The organism is Allobosea sp. RAF48 (assembly GCF_052114025.1).
Taxonomy (GTDB): Bacteria; Pseudomonadota; Alphaproteobacteria; order Rhizobiales; family Beijerinckiaceae; genus Allobosea.
In genome coordinates this window covers 68705-85157 of the sequence record NZ_JBFRDZ010000003.1, presented here as the reverse complement: position 1 = coordinate 85157, position 16453 = coordinate 68705, and the positions used below count along the sequence as shown (strand labels likewise).

Below are 16453 nucleotides of genomic sequence, written 5' to 3'. Positions count from 1 at the left end.
CATGGCGAACCGCCGCGCTCAGGGCGGAAACGAGCCCTGAGCCTCGGTCTGGACAAGGACGGCACCGCTTTTGTCGAGCGCCTCGATCGTCCAGATATAGCGATGTCTCTGCCCCGTCGGAGGGCAGGGGCCGACATAGCTGATTGCCCCCTGCGCCACTCGCCCCTTGCCGTCATAGGCGACTGTCGAGCCGCCATGCCGGAAATTGGGCGCGTCGTAGTCGCGCATGGCAAAGCGCAGTCTCTTCGTGCCTTTCGGAGCGTTTCGGACCACGAAGGCGGGCGAGATTCCGCCGCAAGCGCCTATTCCCTTCCAGGAAAATGAGGCGGAGAAGGCGAATGCGGATGCCGGGATGCCGAGCCCTAGTACGGCTGCTGCGACGGTGGCAGTGGCTATCAGGCGTTTCATCGGCGTGTTCCCTCAACCGGTCCCGAGCGGCTGTCTCAGCCCGGATAACCGAACCTCGCCTTGGTCGCGTGGAGCTGGCTGATCGCGCCCGCGTCGTTGCCGGCCGCGCAGGTCGAGCGGGCGCGCGAAATCTCGCCGCTGACCCGGTCATGCACGCCCTTGGTGGTGTGGCCGGTGGCAAGATCGTTGTCGATCACCGCCTGGAAGCGCTCGACCTCTCCGGAGCAGCCCGTGCCCGTCGGCATGCGGAAGGTGCTGGGCGTCACGCCCGGCGCAGCCTGTTCCGGCGGCGGGGCGGAGGGCGTGCTGACGGTCGAAGTCTGGCAGGCCGATAGCAGGATGGCGCAGAGTGCAAGGACGGGCAGATGGCGCATCGGAAAGCTCCGCGGAGACAAGACCGCCCGACGATGTCTGATTCTCGGGATCGGTGAAATCGCGCTGTCCGACCGGCCGCCTATTGCGGCATGTTGACGGCGAGATATGGCGCGGTCGCCTTTTCGTTGGGGCCGACGATCGCCGGGACCCGGTTCGTAACCGGCTTGAGACTCTTGAGATAGGCGGCCAGCGCGAAAGCATCGGCATCGGTCAGCTTGCCATAGCCATTGTAGGGCATGGCAGGTGCCAGGACGCGGCCGTCGGGCCGGGTCCCCAGACGGATTGCCTTGACGATGTCAGCCTCCGACCAGGAGCCGAGCCCCGTCTCCTTGTCCGGCGTGAGATTGGGCGGAAAGAAGGTGCCGAGGCCCGGAATGTGAAAGCCCACCTCGGATCCCGCGAGCCGCCGTTGCATATCGGGCTTCCCGAGAAAGATGCCCGGCGTATGGCAGCCGGCGCAATCCATGATGCTCGCGAGGTACTCGCCGCGACGCAGCTTCTCCTGCGACGGTGCCGTTTGCGCCGTGAGCGCCGTGGGCACCGAGAGGCCGATGACGATGAGCGCGCCGAAGATCGTCTGCTGCATGATTGCCCCCTGGCGTCTCGTGCAGTCGTTTCCGCTGCACCGATCTGTTCGAGCAGTTGGACATCGTTTGACGGGATGACGTTAGGGAATGTTCTAGCATTGCTCTCATGTCGGGGAAAGAACCAAAGACCCGACGAGGTCGGGCCTATCCGCGCTCCGGCATGAAGAACGCCAGCACCGTGAACACGGCAGCCGCAGCGGCGGCCAGCCAGATCGCGTCGAGGCCGATACGGCTGTGCGAGAAGGCTCCAACGACGGCGCCGCTGAGCAGGCCGAGCCAGAGCACGAGATGGCGCAGGAAAGCGAGCTTCGGCCCGCCGAGCAGGGCGCCGGCGAGGCGCTGCCCCATCTTCACCAGCGTGCCGGTCATGTAGGTCAGGCCGATCGTGACCTCGCCGTCGCGCTGGAAGACCGAGTTCTCCGCGCCCATCGCCAAGGCGAGCATGCCGGCCGCGGCCGTGCTGAGCCCGATGGTGTCGAGGCTGGCTGCGAAGATCAGCACCGCGGTGACGAAGGCGAGTACCGCCGCCTTCCGCTGTTGCCTGCCGAAATGGCCGATGAGCGACCCGCAGACCACGCCGAGGACGAAAAGGCCGAGGATCGTCGCGGCCAGAACGATGCCGCCGGCATGGCGCCCGGCCAGTTCGATGCCAAGGCGGGTGGTGTTGCCGGTCATGAAGGAGACGAAGAAGCCGCTGAGGCTGATGAAGCCGAGCGCATCGACGAAGCCGGCGAGGCCGGTGAGGCAGAAGGCGAGTCCAATGGCGGGGCGGTCATAGCGCATCATCGGCGCGGGTCTCCGGCAGCACGCGGCCGGCTTCCAGCATGGCGCGACCGCCGGCCGAATCGCACCGCGCCAGCATAATCCACAGATCGTCTCTGTCATTTGATGCGCGCGCATGAGACACATGCTTGCGCTCGGCACCTGCTTTCGGTTACATCCTGTCCCGTCGATTTGAGGAACGCCCGTGGTTTCGACCGCCCGCCATGACCTGACGAAGGACTGCGCCGCTGCGCAGGCCGTCAGCATGTGCGCTCGCGCTCCCCTCGCACGCGCTTCGTTCTCGCTTCTTGGCCTTCTTCTCCTTAGCTGCCCCTGAGGGCCGGCCGGGCATGCTGCCTGGGCGCTCAGGGGAGTGACGAGAACCGCCGACAGCAAACCCAGCGCCCGCCTTTTCCGATCTCGCGGCGCACCGAAACCGGAAGCAGACCATGACCAATCCGACCCAGAACAGCTCCTCCAAAGAGCGCGTGCTGATTTTCGACACCACCTTGCGCGACGGCGAGCAGTGCCCCGGCGCCACCATGACCTTCGAGGAGAAGCTGGAGATCGCCGAGGCGCTCGACGTAATGGGCGTCGACATCATCGAGGCCGGCTTCCCGATCGCCTCCGAAGGCGATTTCGAGGCCGTCTCGGAGATCGCGCGCCGGCTGAAGCGCGCCACGGTCGCCGGCCTCGCCCGCGCCATCAGCGCCGACATCGCCCGTGCCGGCGAGGCGGTGCGCCATGCGGTAAAGCCGCGCATCCACACCTTCGTCTCGACCTCGCCGATCCATCTGGAGCACCAGATGCGCAAGAGCCAGGAGCAGGTGCTGGAGATCATCACCGCGACCGTGACGCAGGCGCGCAACCTGGTCGAGGATGTCGAGTGGTCGGCGATGGACGCCACTCGCACGCCGATCGACTATCTCTGCCGCACGGTCGAGGCCGCTATCAGGGCCGGCGCCACGACGATCAACCTGCCGGATACCGTCGGCTACGCCACGCCTGACGAGTATCGCGCCATGTTCAAGGCGGTGCGCGAGCGCGTACCGAATGCCGACAAGGCGATCTTCTCGGTGCATTGCCACAACGACCTGGGCCTGGCCGTCGCCAATTCGCTGGCCGGCATCGAAGGTGGCGCGCGGCAGGTCGAATGCACCCTCAACGGCATCGGCGAGCGCGCGGGCAATGCCGCGCTGGAAGAGGTGGTGATGGCGCTGCGCGTGCGCGGGGACGTGCTGCCCTACGACACCGGCATCGACGCGACACAATTGATGCGCGCTTCAAAGGCGGTCTCGAGCGCCTGCTCCTTCCCTGTGCAGTACAACAAGGCGATCGTCGGCCGGAACGCCTTCGCCCATGAGAGCGGCATCCACCAGGACGGCATGCTGAAGAACAACACCACCTACGAGATCATGACCCCGGCCTCGGTCGGCGTGACCAAGACCTCGCTGGTGATGGGCAAGCATTCCGGCCGCGCCGCCTTCCGCTCCAAGCTGAAGGAGATGGGCTACGATCTGGGCGACAACCAGCTCGAGGACGCCTTCACCCGGTTCAAGGCGCTGGCCGACCGCAAGAAGCATGTCTACGACGAGGATATCGAGGCGCTGGTCGACGAGAACATCGCCACCGCCCATGACCGCATCAAGCTGGAATCGCTGACCGTGATCGCCGGCACGCGCGGGCCGCAGCGCGCGACCATGAAGCTCGATGTCGAAGGTCGGCACGTCACCGAGGAGGTCGAGGGCAACGGGCCGATCGACGCCATCTTCAATGCGATCAAGACGATCGTGCCGCATGAGGTGACGCTGGAACTCTATGACGTCCATGCCGTGACCGAGGGCACGGACGCCCAGGCCGAGGTGACGGTGCGTCTCTCGCGCGACGGCTCCTCCGTCACCGGCCGCGGCGCCGATCCGGACACACTGGTCGCCTCGGCCAAGGCCTATCTGGTGGCGCTCAACAAGCTGATCGCGCGCGGCGGGCGCCTGCACGCGCAGGCGGCGGAGTAAGTTCAAGAGCGTCGTTCTCGGGCGGTACGAAGTGCCGACCCGAGAATCTCCGGACGCGAAGAATACCGGAGCCTCGCTCCGCTCGAGATGCTCGGGCCAAGCCCGAGCATGACGCGTTCAGGTCCGTGATTCCGGTGGATGACGCCGGCGCGATCTGGCGCTGGCCTGTCTCTTGCCTTCATCTGCTCTTCCGGTGCGGTCGCCCCCCGGCGACCCTGGGGAGCGATCGCGATGGGCTATTTTCCGAACTGGACCCTGAAAACTTCCGGCGCGGTGATGCCGGACGAGCGGCTGCCTACGGGGCAGACGATCATCGCCGGCTTGCAGCATGTCGTCGCCATGTTCGGCTCGACGGTGCTGGCGCCGGTGCTGATGGGCTTCGACCCGAATGTCGCGATCTTCTTCTCGGGCATCGCGACGCTGCTGTTCTTCGTCATCACGCGCGGGCAGCTGCCGAGCTATCTCGGCTCCTCCTTTGCCTTCATCGGCGTGGTCATCGCGGCGACGGGCTATGCCGGCTCCGGTCCCAATCCGAACATCGGCGTGGCGCTCGGCGGCATCATCGCCTGCGGCGCGGTCTATGCGCTGATCGGCCTGATCGTGCAGGGCGTCGGTACGGCCTGGATCGAGAAGCTGCTGCCGCCGGTGGTTACCGGCGCTGTCGTGGCGGCGATCGGCCTCAACCTGACCTCGGTCGCGATCAGCATGATCTCGGCGAGCCCCTACACCAAGTGGATCGCACTGTTCACGGTCGTCGCGGTGGCGCTGGTCGCGGTCTACGGGCGGGGATTGCCGCAGCGCCTGCCCATCCTCATCGGTGGGCTCGCGGCCTACATCCTCTATGCGATCTCGGCCCCGACCTTCGGCGCGCCGCCGATCGATTTCGGCAAGATCGGCGCAGCCTCCTGGTTCGGCCTGCCGCATTTCGTGTCGCCGGTCTTCGACATGAAGGCGATCACGCTGATCGTGCCCGTCGCGATCATCCTGGTCGCGGAGAATCTCGGCCACATCAAGGGCATCTCGGTGATGACCGGGCGCAACTTCGACCACCTGATCGGCCGCGGCTTCCTCGCCGACGGGCTGGGCACCATGATCGCCGGCTCTGGCGGTGGCACCGGCGTGACCACCTATGCCGAGAACATGGGCGTGATGGCGGTGACGCGGGTCTATTCGACACTGGTCTTCGTCGCCGCCGGCATCATTGCGCTCGCGCTCGGCTTCTCGCCGAAGTTCGGCGCGGTGATCGGCACGATCCCCGTCGCGGTGCTCGGCGGGCTCGCCGTCGTGGTCTTCGGCCTTATCGCTGCCACGGCTGGCCGGATCTGGGTGGAGAACAGGGTCGACTTCTCCGAGCCGAAGAATCTGATCACCGTCGCGACGGCGCTGATTCTCGGAGCGGGCGATCTGAAGTTGCCGATCTTCGGTTACGAGCTCGGCGGAATCGGCACTGCGACCTTCGGCGCGATCGTGCTCTATCACCTGTTGAACCGCCGCGCGGCGTGACTATCCACAGCTCGGCAGGGCCTTTCCCGCCGAGTTTGAAAAATCTGTCATGGATGGGTGGACAGGGGGCGGGGGCTTTGCTACACGCCCCCTGCCTGACGCGGCTGACGCCGCTGACCGGCGACGCTTCGTGGCGTATGGGTGATTAGCTCAGTTGGTAGAGCAGCTGACTCTTAATCAGCGGGTCGTAGGTTCGAGCCCTACATCACCCACCACGGTTTTCCTGAACATCGCTGGATAAACACTTCGCTGATCGAGCGGCCGTCGCGGTCGCTTCGGCGGCTTCGCAGCTGTGCAATCGTCGCTTCCTGGCGACGGCGGAGCGAACGGCATCGTGGACGAACTCGAATTGATGCTTCGGCTGCTGGCCGGCCTCGTCGCAGGCGTGGCGGTCGGCTGGCAAAGGACCCTTCACCGCAAGAGTGCGGGCCTGCGCACCTTTGGTCTGGTGGGAATCGGCACGGCGGCGGCTGCGGGCCTGTTCAGCGAGACGCTCCATCCCGATGCGGCGAGCCGCGTGGTGCAGGGCGTGCTGACCGGGATCGGCTTTCTCGGCGCCGGCCTGATCATCCATCGCGATCGCGAGATGGCGCCGCACGGGCTGACCACGGCGGCAGCGATCTGGGTGACGGCTGCGCTGGGTTGTTCCGCGGGGCTGGGGAAGTGGCTGGTGACGCTGACCGCGACCGCTCTGGCGCTCGCCCTGCTGGCCCTCGATCATTCGCTGGAACGTCGGCTCCAGGAGCGCCTCCCGCTGCCTGCGCGTGACGATGAGGCAGGTTCCTCGCCGGACTGAGGATGCGGTTGCCTCTTACCAGCGCCAGCCAGGTTGGAGCCTTTTTCCGGTTGAGGCGTTTCTGTCCGAAAGGACAGATTTCGCATGATGCAGCTCAAATACGGCCTTGAGGCCGCGCCCGGCAACACACCGGCTATTCCCGATCCGCCGCCCGAGGCCCCGCCGCTGACCCCAGGCAATGTTCCGCCGGCTCCCCCGGTCGAGTCGCCGCCGGACGAGGAGCCGCAGGGCATCCCGACCGAGCCTCCGCCGGAACTGCCTCCCAACGCTCCGCCGGAAGCGCCTCCGGCGACGCCGATCGACCTGCCGCCGGGGCGCGATCCGCGTCAGCCGCAGGAATAGCCTTCAAGCGGTCGCCAGACCGCCGCGCGTGCTCTCGGAGACGAGGTGGCGATCTGGCTCATTGTTCGAGCGTCGCACTTTGTCGAAAAGTGGATCCCACTTTTCGGTCCGCTGTTTCAGACCGGCGGCGCCTCGCCCGAGCCGATGTCCCAGTAGAGACCGGCCATGGCGGTCAGGCCCTCGCGGGCGATGCTGACCGGCAGGTGCTCGTCCGGCGCATGCTGCGAGCAGCCCGGATAGGAATGCGGCACCCAGATCGTGCGCAGCTCCAGTATGTCCGCGAAGATGTCGTTCGGCAGCGATCCGCCGAGATTGGGCAGAAGCGCCGGCTTCTTGCCGGTGCTTTCGGCGATCGAGGCCAGGGCGAAGTCGACCCAGGGATCTTCCGGGTCGAGGCGCGTCGCGCCGAAGATCTCGGAGCGGCTGAGCGAAACCTCGACCATGGGGAAGTTGTGGCGCTGCAGATGCCGCTTCAGCGCCGGCACGACATCATTCTGGTCGATGCCGACGACGAAGCGCAATTGGCAGCGCGCCCAAGCGCTGGGCGGCACGGCGTTGACCGGCGTCTCGGGCACGCCCGACTTCATCGCCAGCACGTCGAAGGAGCACCAGCCGAAGACCTGCTCGGCCGGCGTCAGGCCAGGCTCGCCCCAGTTCGGATCGATCGCCGGGCCGTCCGGCCCACCGTCGATCTCGCAGCCGATCAGCGCCTTGCGCACCGCCGGCGGAAGCTCCTTGGGCACCCATTCATGGATGCGGATCTGGCCGGTCGGCGAGGTGATCGAGGCGATGGCATGGGCGAGCTGGATCGCCGGGTCGGAGAGGATGCCGCCCCAGTTGCCGGAGTGATGGCCGCCCTCACGGGCGTTGATCGAGAGGTCAAAGGTGACGCCGCCGCGCGCGCCGAGAAACACGGTGGGGCGCTCGGCGTTGAGGCGCGGCCCGTCCGAGGCGATCAGGATGTCGGCCTTGAACAGTTCCTTCTGCTCGCTGCAGAGCTCGCGCAGGCCCGGCGAACCCGATTCCTCGCCCATCTCGATCAGGTACTTGGCGTTGAAGCCGAGCTTGCCGCGGGTCTCCAGCACGGCGCGCAGTGCGCTCAGATTGATCAGGTGCTGCCCCTTGTTGTCAACGACGCCGCGGCCATACCAGCGACCGTCGCGCTCGATCAGCTTCCAGGGCGAGAGGCCCTCGCTCCACTGGGCATCAAGCCCGCGGATCACGTCGCCATGGCCGTAGCCGAGGATGGTCGGAAGGCCTTCGTCCTCGATGCGCTCGGCATAAAGGAAGGGGCCGCGCGCCTTCGGATGGGTGAGCGTGCGGCAGGTGAAGCCGAGCGATTCGAGCAGGGGCTGCATCTCCTGCTCCAGATATTCGCCGAGGACGGGGGCGCGATCCGGGTTCTGGCTCTCGGTGGGGATCGCGACGAGGCGGCCGAGGTCGCTCTTCATTCGGCCCGAATCGAAATAGTCCTGAGCTTTCGCGATCGCCTGCGCGCGGGTCATGGTCGTAAGGTCTCCCGGATTTACGGCCGGCACAGTGCCGGTGGACGCGCGGTTGCGCCAGTGCCAAGAGAGCCGGGCGCGCCATGCCCGCCGGGCAGGGCGGGCGGCCAGACATCGATCAGGATCTTCCCTTCCGCATGACGTTCACCCCGCATCCGCACCAGCTCGTTGCCCGCGATGCGATCCTGGCCGCGCGGGCGAAGGGGGCATCCGGCTTCCTGCTCGGCGACCTCACGGGGCTCGGCAAGACGCTCTCGGCCTGGCTCGCGCTCTCGGCCATGCCGGAGGAGGAGGTGCTGGTAATCTGCCCGAAAGGGGCGATCCCGCAATGGCGGCGCACGATGGCGTTGTCGGGCCTGCCGGCGAAGCGCGTGACGCTGATGAATTTTGAGAAGACGAAATCGTTGCTGGCCCCAGTCGCGGACAGCCGGAAGCGCTCGACGCGGGCGAAGAACAACGAACTCGCCAAGCATGGCCGGCCGAAGCGCGTCTGGCCGCTCGTGGTGATCGACGAAGCGCACCGCATCCGCAATCCGAACTCGCAGCAGGGGCTGGTCTGCCGGCAGATCGCGGAAGCGGCCGATTTCACCATCTATATGAGCGCGACGGCCGGCCAGTCGCCGCACGAGCTCTCCTATCTCGCGCCGCTGCTGGCGAAGGCGGCGGGCATGCCTACCGCCGATCTCGATGGCTTCCGCACGCTGATGAAGCGGCTGAAGATCGGCAGAGCCAAGGGCCGCTGGAAGAACTGGAGCTGGGAGCCGAACGAGGCCGACCGGAAGATCATGGCGGATCTGCTCTATCGCGGCGCGAACGCCATCGGCCTGCGCCGCCGACCGGAGGAAATTGCCGGCTGGCCGGAGGTGCAGCGCGAGCTTGCGCCCGTCGCGCTCGATGCCGCCGCGCGCAAGCTCTACGAGGCAACCTGGCGGGAGTTCCGCCGGGAGCTCGGGCTGGCGGGCGGCTCGACGCGCAAGCCGCAGGGTTGGGCCGCCGATCTGCGCTTCCGCCAGAAGGCCAGTTTGCTGCGCATCCCCGGCACGGCGGATTTCTGCGAGGATCTGCTCGGGAACGACGAGCAGGTGGCGATCTCCGTCGCCTTTCTCGAAACCAGCGCGATGTTGGCCGAGACACTGAGAGGCCGTGGCTGGCGTGTCGGCGAGATCAACGGTGAGCGCTCGGGCGCGCAGAACGAGGAGACGCGCATCGCCTTCCAGACCGGCGCGCTCGACGCGGTGATCTTCACCGTCACGGAGTCCATCTCTTTGCATCGCGGCGAAATGCCGGGCGGTGAGCGGGAGCGGTCGCTGGTGGTCCACGACATGCGCCACAGCGCAATCCAGCTGCAGCAGATCGAAGGTCGCTGCCATCGCGACGGCCAGCACGCGACGATCTTCTACACCTATGCCGAGGATACGGTTGAGGAAGCGATTGCTGGCACGGTGATCCAGCGCATGGCGGCGATGGAGGGGCTGGCGGGCGACGACACGCGCATGCTCGAGGCCATCGCGGGGATCGTCGAGGGGCGGGCGGCGGCCTGAAGAAACGCTCAGTTGCGGGGAGCGTTGGTGTCGTCCCGCGCGCGCTCGCCCAGCCCCTTAGCGCCCTCGATGGCCGAGCCGGTCAGCCGAGTCACGGCGTTCCAGGCTTCGCGCGTATAGGCGCCCTGATGTGCAACGGCATCATAGCCGATGACCAGCACGAGTATGATCAGCAACAGGCGGAACACGGACGCGCCTCCTTTCCCGGCTCATCAACGTGGCGGCAGGAGGGGAGGTTCCGGGAACGCGTCATTCTCCGCCGAAGAGCAGCGTAGACCCGAGCATCGCGAGGCCGGAGGGAGCTGGTTTCCGAGATGCTCGGGTCGAGCCCGAGCTTGACGGTGCTACGGCGGCCGGGCTCAGCCCGCCGGCAGCAATTCCTTCAGCCGCAGCAGCGTGATCTTCTCGACCTGAGCCAACGCCGTCGCGAATTCCTGCTCGGGCGTATTCTTCAGCCTCTCTTCGAAAGCCGCCAGAATCTGAGCCTTGGTCGCGCCCTTCACCGCCATGATGAAGGGGATGCCGAAGCGGGCCTTGTAGGCCTCGTTCAGCGCCGTGAACCGCACGCGTTCGTCACTGGTCAGCCGGTCCAGTCCGGCCGAGGACTGTTCCAGCGTCGATTCCTGCGTCATCTCACCGGCGGCGGCGAGCTTGCCGGCGAGGTCGGGATGGGCGTTGAGCAGGAACTTCTGCTGCTCGCGCGAGGCCTTGCGCATCGCGGCGACCATCGCCGCGTGCAGGACTTCGGCGGTATCCAGCGCAGCACCGATCCCAGCGTCGTAGGTCGCTTCGGCCACCCACGGAGAGTTCTCCCAGATGCGGCCGAAGACCTCGACGAAGAGCGCCTTCGGCAGCTTCGAGGGCACATAGCCGTCGGTAGGCGGATGCGTCCTGACCCAGTGACGGGCGATGTCGAGCCGCGTCGCGACCCAGACTCTGTCGTGGCTCTTTACATAGTCGAGGAAGCGGGCGAGCGCCGCGGCGCGGCCCGGCCTGCCGACGAGGCGGCAATGCAGGCCGATCGACATCATCTTCGGCGCGGTCTCGCCCTCGGCATAGAGCGTGTCGAACGAATCCTTCAGATAGGCGAAGAACTGGTCGCCGCTGTTGAAGCCCTGCGGCGTGGCGAAGCGCATGTCGTTGGCGTCGAGCGTATAGGGCACGGCGAGTTGCGGCCCCTTCGGGCCCGCAAGCCAGTAGGGCAATTCGTCGGCATAGACGTCGGCGGTGTAGAGGAAGCCGCCTTCCTCCATCGTCAGCGGGATCGTGTTTTCCGAGGTGCGGCCCTGATAGCAACCGAGCGGACGTTCACCGGTAAGCTCGGTCTGGATCCGGATGGCTTCGAGGATGTCGGCGCGCTCGCGCTCCCTCGGCGCGTCGCGATAGTCGATCCATTTCAGCCCGTGCGTCGCGATCTCCCAGCCGGCCTCCTGCATCGAGCCGACGATCTCGGGGTAGCGCGCCAGCGCGCTTGCCACCGCGAAGACCGTGACGGGCAGGTTGCGTTCGGTGAACATGCGCCACAGCCGCCAATAGCCGGCGCGCGAGCCGTATTCGTAGATCGACTCCATGTTCATGTGGCGCTGGCCCGGCCAGGGCGCGGCGCCGACTATCTCGGAAAGGAAGGCTTCCGAGGCGGCGTCACCGTGAAGAATGCAGTTCTCGCCGCCTTCCTCATAGTTGATCACGAACTGGACCGCGACGCGGGCCTCGCCCGGCCAGTGCGGGTGAGGGGCATTGCGGCCATAGCCCTTCATGTCGCGGGGGTAGGTCGTCTGGGTCATGGTCGTCTAGCTGCCGCGATAGGTGGAGTAGCTCCAGGGCGAGGCCAGGAGCGGGACGTGATAGTGCCCCTCCGGCTCGGCGATGCCGAAGCGGATCGGGACAAGATCGAGGAAGGCGGGTTTCGGCAGGGAGGTGCCGAGACTGCGGAAATAGGCGCCGATGGCGAAATTGAGCTCGTAGGTACCGGGCGCGAGCGTGCCGGTGAGCAGTGGAGCGTCGGTGCGGCCATCGGCATTGGTGACGGCCTGTGCCAGCCGCTCGCGCGAGCCATCTGGGTTCAGGCGTTCCAGCGTGATCGCGACGCCGGCGGCGGGATGGCCGTTGACCGTATCGAGCACATGCGTCGAGAGACGTCCCATTCCCTGCCGTTCTCCTGAAAGCACCGGTGTCCGGCGAGCGCCGATTCCGGGGCCACTTCGCTCTACGTGACTGTAAAGCGGCATCCGCGACAATGGATATCGGCTTTTGCGATAAGATCATGTTCCCGGATGTCAAATCTCCGAGGCATCCGGGCGATTTCGGGCGGGGCGAAAGCAGGTTAGCTTCGTGGTGCCGGAGCGGCATCCTCCGGATTCGGGATCACCACCAGCCCTCGCGGAGCCAGCGCCATGCTCGAAGCCTATCTGATGGAATGGGGCGGCATGATGCTGCGCTGGCTCCATGTCATCACGGCGATCGCCTGGATCGGTGCCTCCTTCTTCTTCATCCATCTCGATGCCTCGTTGAAGCCGGCGCAGGACATACCGCCCGGCACCGGCGGCCGGGCCTGGCAGGTTCATGGCGGCGGCTTCTACGAGATGCGCAAATACATGGTCGCGCCCCCCGTGATGCCGGCCGAACTGACCTGGCACAAATGGCAGAGCTACTGGACCTGGATCTCAGGTTTCTTCCTGCTGGTCTGGGTCTATTACGCCCAGTCGGAGCTCTACCTGATCGACCCGGCAGTGATGCAGCTCTCGCCTTTTGCGGCGGGCGCGATCGGCATCGCGGCGCTCGTCCTCGGCTGGCTGGTCTACGACCTGATGTGCCGGTCGCCGCTCGGCAAATACGACGTGCTGCTCGGGCTGGTCGGCTTCGGCTATGTCGTGGCGGCGAGCTGGGCCTTCGCCAACGTCTTCTCCGGGCGCGGCGCGCTGATCCATACCGGCGCGCTGATGGCCACCATCATGACCGCCAACGTCTTCTTCAACATCATGCCGGGGCAGCGGAAGGTGATCGCGGCGCTGGTCGCCGGCGAAAAGCCCGATCCGAAATACGGCAAGGCCGCCAAGCAGCGCTCGACGCACAACAACTACATCACCCTGCCGGTGCTGTTCCTGATGCTGTCGAACCACTACCCGGTGACCTATGCCAATTCGGCCGCGATTCCGCTCCTGGTGGCGCTGGTGATCGTGGCCGGTGCGCTGATCCGGCACTTCTTCAATGTCCGGCATGGCGACCATGCGAAATCGCCCTGGTGGTACTGGGCGGTGGCGATCCTGGCTCTCTGGTTCGCCTTCTGGGTGGCGATGTCGTCCTCGCCGGGTGGGCGCGAGCAGCTCGGCCTGGTGCCGCGGAAGGTGCCGAAACCCGTCCTGATGGCCGGCATGACGCTGCCGCCGGCCGAGGTCTCCAACATCGTGACGGGGCGCTGCGCGATGTGCCATGCGCCGGAGCCTTCCTGGCCGGGCATCCAGATCGCGCCGAAGGGCGTGCTGCTGCACGAGCCAGAGCAGATCGCCATCCATGCCCGCGCCATCCGCACGCAGGCGGTGATGACCCATGCGATGCCGCCGAACAATCTTTCCGGCATGACGCCGGCGGAGCGTCAGGCGCTGGCCGGCTGGCTCGCCGCGGCGGCGCGCTGAGCCGCCACCGCCGTCATGCTCGCCCTTGTGGCGAGCATCCACGTCTTGAACACGGTCTTCGACCGGCGAAGACGTGGATGGTCGGGACAAGCCCGACCATGACGGGGATTGCGCTTTGGAGAGCCGTGACGGCGACATAGTCACCCGGATTTCCGCTTTCTTCAGCTTGTCCTCAGCTCCGCTCACGGATGCGGGATTGCGTTCAGATTCGGTTCAGGTGCGCGACAGCAAGGTCCGTCCCACTGACAGGCTGGAGACAGGATCCCAGAACGGGACCGTTCGTGCCGAGGACCGTGGGGGTCCATTTGAGACGCGTGGATGCAAGGGGCGCCGGCTACCTGCTGGCGGCCATAGGTTTCGTCGTGGCATGGGGCATCCTGTGCTGGCCCTGGCTTTCGGGGTCGGTGACGATTCCGTTCGACGCGAAGGCGCATTTCCAGGCGCAGGTTCAGTTCCTTGCGAACGCGCTCCATTCCGGCCAGTCGCCCTTCTGGAACCACAACGTTTTCGCCGGCTCGCCGCAGATCGCCGATCCGCAGTCGCTGATCTTCTCGCCCGCGATCCTGCTCGCCCTGCTAACGCCGACTCCAAGCTTCCGTGATGTTGACGCCTATGTGCTGGCGCATCTGCTCGCAGGTGGCCTCGCGCTCATCATGTTCTTCCGCGACCGCGGCTGGCACCCGGCCGGCGGGTTGATGGCGGCGCTGGTCTTCGCCTTCGGCGCCTCGGCCGCGTGGAGGGTGCAGCATGTCGGCCAGATCGCGAGCCTCGCCTTCTTCGCCATCGCCTTCTGGCTGACGGCGCGGATGCTGCAGCGTTCCTCGATTCTCTCCGGTGTCTTCGCTGGCCTTGCTGCCGGGCTGATGGTGCTGGAGCCGGATCAGGTCGCGCTGCTCGGCGGCTATGTGCTGTTCGGCATGGTCGTGGCGCACTGGATATCCGGTGGCTGGCCCGCCTTCCGCACCAGCCTGCTGCCCATCGCTGCCGCCAGCGTCGTCGGCCTCGCCGTCATCATCATGCCGCTGCTCTGGACCTGGCTCTTCGCCGAGGCGACGACGCGGCCCGAGATCGACTTCGGCGTGGCGGGGCGCGGCTCTCTGCACCCTGTGTCGCTGCTCACCGCTTTCATCGGAGACCTGTTCGGCGCCAAGGATCCGAACGTCGAGTTCTGGGGGCCCTACAACGACCCGCAGGTCCTCTACCTGTCGCAGAATATGGCGCAGGTCTATATGGGCGCGTTGCCGATGCTGCTGCTGCTCGCGCCGGGGCTGACGCGCGGCTGGCTCTGGGACAAGGCGGTGCGGCCGCTGACGCTGCTCTTCCTGTTCATGGTGCTCTATGCGCTCGGGCGCTACACGCCGCTGTTCCATTTCGCCTACGAGTACCTGCCGGGCGTGAAGCAGTTCCGCCGGCCGGCGGACGCGACCTTCCTCATCGGCGGGCTGGCGGCGGTGCTCTCCGGCTATGTGCTGCATCGCATCCTGACGGCGGAGGAGGGGACCTCGTTCCGCCGCGATCTCCTGATCGGCGCGGGGGTGGTTCTGGCCACGGTCGTCCTTGCGCTCGTCGTCTCGCGCGGCGCGGGCCATCTCGCCGATGCCTGGAAGCCGGTTGCGCTGGCGCTGGGCTGGTTCGTAGTCGCGGGCGGCGCCTTCCTCATCCTGCAGCGCTGGCGCAGCGCGCTCGGTCCGGTTGCCGCCGCCGTGCTGGTCACCGGCGTGGTCGCGGCGGATCTCGGCTTCAACAACGGCCCGAACGAATCCACGGCGCTGCCGCCGCAGATGTACGACGTGCTGGAGCCCGGCACGAAGAACGAGACGATTGCGGTGCTGAAGCATCTGACGTCCCAGCCGGCCGGCTCGCCGCGTCGCGACCGGGTCGAGCTGCTCGGCATGGGCTTCGAGTGGCCGAATGCCGGCATGGTCCACGGCTTCGACCACACGCTCGGCTACAACCCTCTGCGGCTGGAGGATTTCTCCGAGGCCGTGGGCACGGGCGACGGCATCGCGAAGCCGGCGGACCGCAAGTTCACGCCGCTCTTCCCATCCTATCGCTGCCGGCTCGCGAACCTGCTCGGGCTGCGCTACATCGCCTCGCCGGTGCCGATCGATCAGGTCGACCATTCGCTGCGGAGCGGCGATCTCAATCTGGTTGCGCGAACCAAGGAGGGCTATGTCTACGAAAACCCGCACGCGTTGCCGCGGGTGCAGTTCGTAGGCGGCTGGCAGTTCGCCGATTTCGAGAGCATGAAGCTCTCGGGCCGCTGGCCGGATACCGATCCGCAGCAGGCCGTGTTGCTCGATGTCGAGCCGCCCGTCGCGACGCCGGAGGGGCCTGTCGCGGTGCAGGCCGATGTCAAGCTCACGCAATATCGCAACGTGCTCGTCGAGATCGAGGTGACGACGCCAGCGGCCGGATTCGTCGTGCTCAACGACATCTGGCACCCCTGGTGGAAGGTGGAGGTCGATGGGGTCGAGACTGAGATCCTGAAGGCCAATGTGCTGTTCCGCGCGGTGCAGGTGCCAGCCGGCACGCACAAGATCCGGTTCACCTTCCAGCCGCTCTGGGGCGCGCTCGCTGAGCTCAAGGCGCGGATCGGACCGGACGAGCCGGAGGATCATTTGCCGCTGCCGCCGATGGATGAGCGCGACGCGCCGCAGATCGTCGCCGCCCCGCAAGGCAACGGGCCGGTGCTGGCCGGGCCTTCCGAGAGCGTGCGTAGTTCGCTCGGCCTCGTCTCGGCGCAGAGCGCGGCGCGCAGCGGCACAGCCGCTGCCCAGATTCAGCGCGAAACGATCGCTCATTGAAAAAGCCGCGGCCCTGGCCGCGGCTTTTTGCATTCAATTTATCCAGCGAGCCGTGCTTTCACGGCAATGCGGGTCATCCCGGCCGAAGCGAAGCGGAGAGCCATCAGAGAGCGCCGCGCCTTTCGGTGGGATCCCGGGTCACGCGGGGATGACGGCGTGGCTCCGCAGATCATCCGCAGCCTC

General features: G+C 66.6%; 15 protein-coding genes and 1 tRNA gene. 8 read left to right on the top strand and 8 right to left on the bottom strand.

All coding sequences use genetic code 11. The annotated features are described in order from the left end of the window. Window positions 1-18: 18 nt before the first annotated feature. From AB4Z10_RS06620 to AB4Z10_RS06605, 4 genes are all read right to left on the bottom strand, one after another. Window positions 19-408, bottom strand: coding sequence for a YbhB/YbcL family Raf kinase inhibitor-like protein (locus tag AB4Z10_RS06620; RefSeq protein WP_441469595.1), 390 nt, complete (start codon window positions 406-408; stop codon window positions 19-21). A 35-nt stretch (window positions 409-443) separates the two neighbouring features. Further along, entirely contained in the window at window positions 444-782 is a 339-nt protein-coding gene (locus AB4Z10_RS06615) for a hypothetical protein (protein ID WP_441469594.1), read from the bottom strand. Window positions 783-862: 80 nt separating this feature from the next. Next, window positions 863-1369 carry a c-type cytochrome gene (locus AB4Z10_RS06610; protein WP_441469593.1) on the bottom strand — a complete coding sequence of 169 codons (507 nt, stop codon included), beginning with the start codon at window positions 1367-1369 and terminating at the stop codon, window positions 863-865. A gap of 145 nt (window positions 1370-1514) precedes the next feature. After that, complete coding sequence (locus AB4Z10_RS06605; RefSeq protein ID WP_441469592.1) at window positions 1515-2156, bottom strand: YoaK family protein; 642 nt, start codon at window positions 2154-2156, stop codon at window positions 1515-1517. A 425-nt stretch (window positions 2157-2581) separates the two neighbouring features. Here AB4Z10_RS06605 and AB4Z10_RS06600 point away from each other — a divergent pair, with 425 nt between their 5' ends. The 5 genes from AB4Z10_RS06600 to AB4Z10_RS06580 all read left to right on the top strand — a co-directional run bounded on the left by AB4Z10_RS06600 (window position 2582) and on the right by AB4Z10_RS06580 (window position 6785). Beyond that, window positions 2582-4144, top strand: coding sequence for a 2-isopropylmalate synthase (locus AB4Z10_RS06600; protein ID WP_441469591.1), 1563 nt, complete (start codon window positions 2582-2584; stop codon window positions 4142-4144). 231 nt (window positions 4145-4375) lie between these two features. Beyond that, a complete protein-coding gene (locus AB4Z10_RS06595) occupies window positions 4376-5647 on the top strand; it encodes a solute carrier family 23 protein (RefSeq protein WP_441469590.1) in 1272 nt (423 codons plus the stop codon). A gap of 139 nt (window positions 5648-5786) precedes the next feature. Then, window positions 5787-5862 (top strand) — tRNA-Lys (locus AB4Z10_RS06590). 119 nt (window positions 5863-5981) lie between these two features. Further along, complete coding sequence (locus AB4Z10_RS06585; RefSeq protein WP_441469589.1) at window positions 5982-6443, top strand: MgtC/SapB family protein; 462 nt, start codon at window positions 5982-5984, stop codon at window positions 6441-6443. A gap of 84 nt (window positions 6444-6527) precedes the next feature. Further along, the gene (locus AB4Z10_RS06580) at window positions 6528-6785 is read left to right on the top strand and encodes a hypothetical protein (RefSeq protein ID WP_441469588.1); all 258 of its coding nucleotides are present in this window, start codon (window positions 6528-6530) and stop codon (window positions 6783-6785) included. A gap of 116 nt (window positions 6786-6901) precedes the next feature. On the opposite strand, the gene AB4Z10_RS06575 is transcribed toward AB4Z10_RS06580, so the two are convergent. After that, complete coding sequence (locus AB4Z10_RS06575; RefSeq protein ID WP_441469587.1) at window positions 6902-8290, bottom strand: M20 family metallopeptidase; 1389 nt, start codon at window positions 8288-8290, stop codon at window positions 6902-6904. A 137-nt stretch (window positions 8291-8427) separates the two neighbouring features. Here AB4Z10_RS06575 and AB4Z10_RS06570 point away from each other — a divergent pair, with 137 nt between their 5' ends. After that, on the top strand, window positions 8428-9831 hold the full coding sequence (locus tag AB4Z10_RS06570; protein ID WP_441469586.1) for an SNF2-related protein: 1404 nt from the start codon (window positions 8428-8430) through the stop codon (window positions 9829-9831). A gap of 8 nt (window positions 9832-9839) precedes the next feature. Here the strand turns inward: AB4Z10_RS06570 and AB4Z10_RS06565 are convergent, their stop codons facing one another. The 3 genes from AB4Z10_RS06565 to uraH all read right to left on the bottom strand — a co-directional run bounded on the left by AB4Z10_RS06565 (window position 9840) and on the right by uraH (window position 11975). Then, window positions 9840-10019: a hypothetical protein gene (locus tag AB4Z10_RS06565; RefSeq protein ID WP_441469585.1), complete on the bottom strand. Its 180-nt coding sequence runs from the start codon at window positions 10017-10019 to the stop codon at window positions 9840-9842. 171 nt (window positions 10020-10190) lie between these two features. Next, window positions 10191-11615 carry an allantoinase PuuE gene (gene puuE, locus AB4Z10_RS06560; RefSeq protein ID WP_441469584.1) on the bottom strand — a complete coding sequence of 475 codons (1425 nt, stop codon included), beginning with the start codon at window positions 11613-11615 and terminating at the stop codon, window positions 10191-10193. A 6-nt stretch (window positions 11616-11621) separates the two neighbouring features. Next, the gene (uraH, locus tag AB4Z10_RS06555; RefSeq protein ID WP_441469583.1) at window positions 11622-11975 is read right to left on the bottom strand and encodes a hydroxyisourate hydrolase; all 354 of its coding nucleotides are present in this window, start codon (window positions 11973-11975) and stop codon (window positions 11622-11624) included. A gap of 249 nt (window positions 11976-12224) precedes the next feature. Here uraH and AB4Z10_RS06550 point away from each other — a divergent pair, with 249 nt between their 5' ends. Further along, a complete protein-coding gene (locus AB4Z10_RS06550) occupies window positions 12225-13463 on the top strand; it encodes a urate hydroxylase PuuD (RefSeq protein ID WP_441469582.1) in 1239 nt (412 codons plus the stop codon). A gap of 314 nt (window positions 13464-13777) precedes the next feature. Continuing rightward, window positions 13778-16270 (top strand): hypothetical protein, encoded by a 2493-nt coding sequence (locus AB4Z10_RS06545; RefSeq protein WP_441469581.1) that lies wholly within the window; start codon window positions 13778-13780, stop codon window positions 16268-16270. The last annotated feature ends 183 nt before the right edge of the window (window positions 16271-16453 follow it).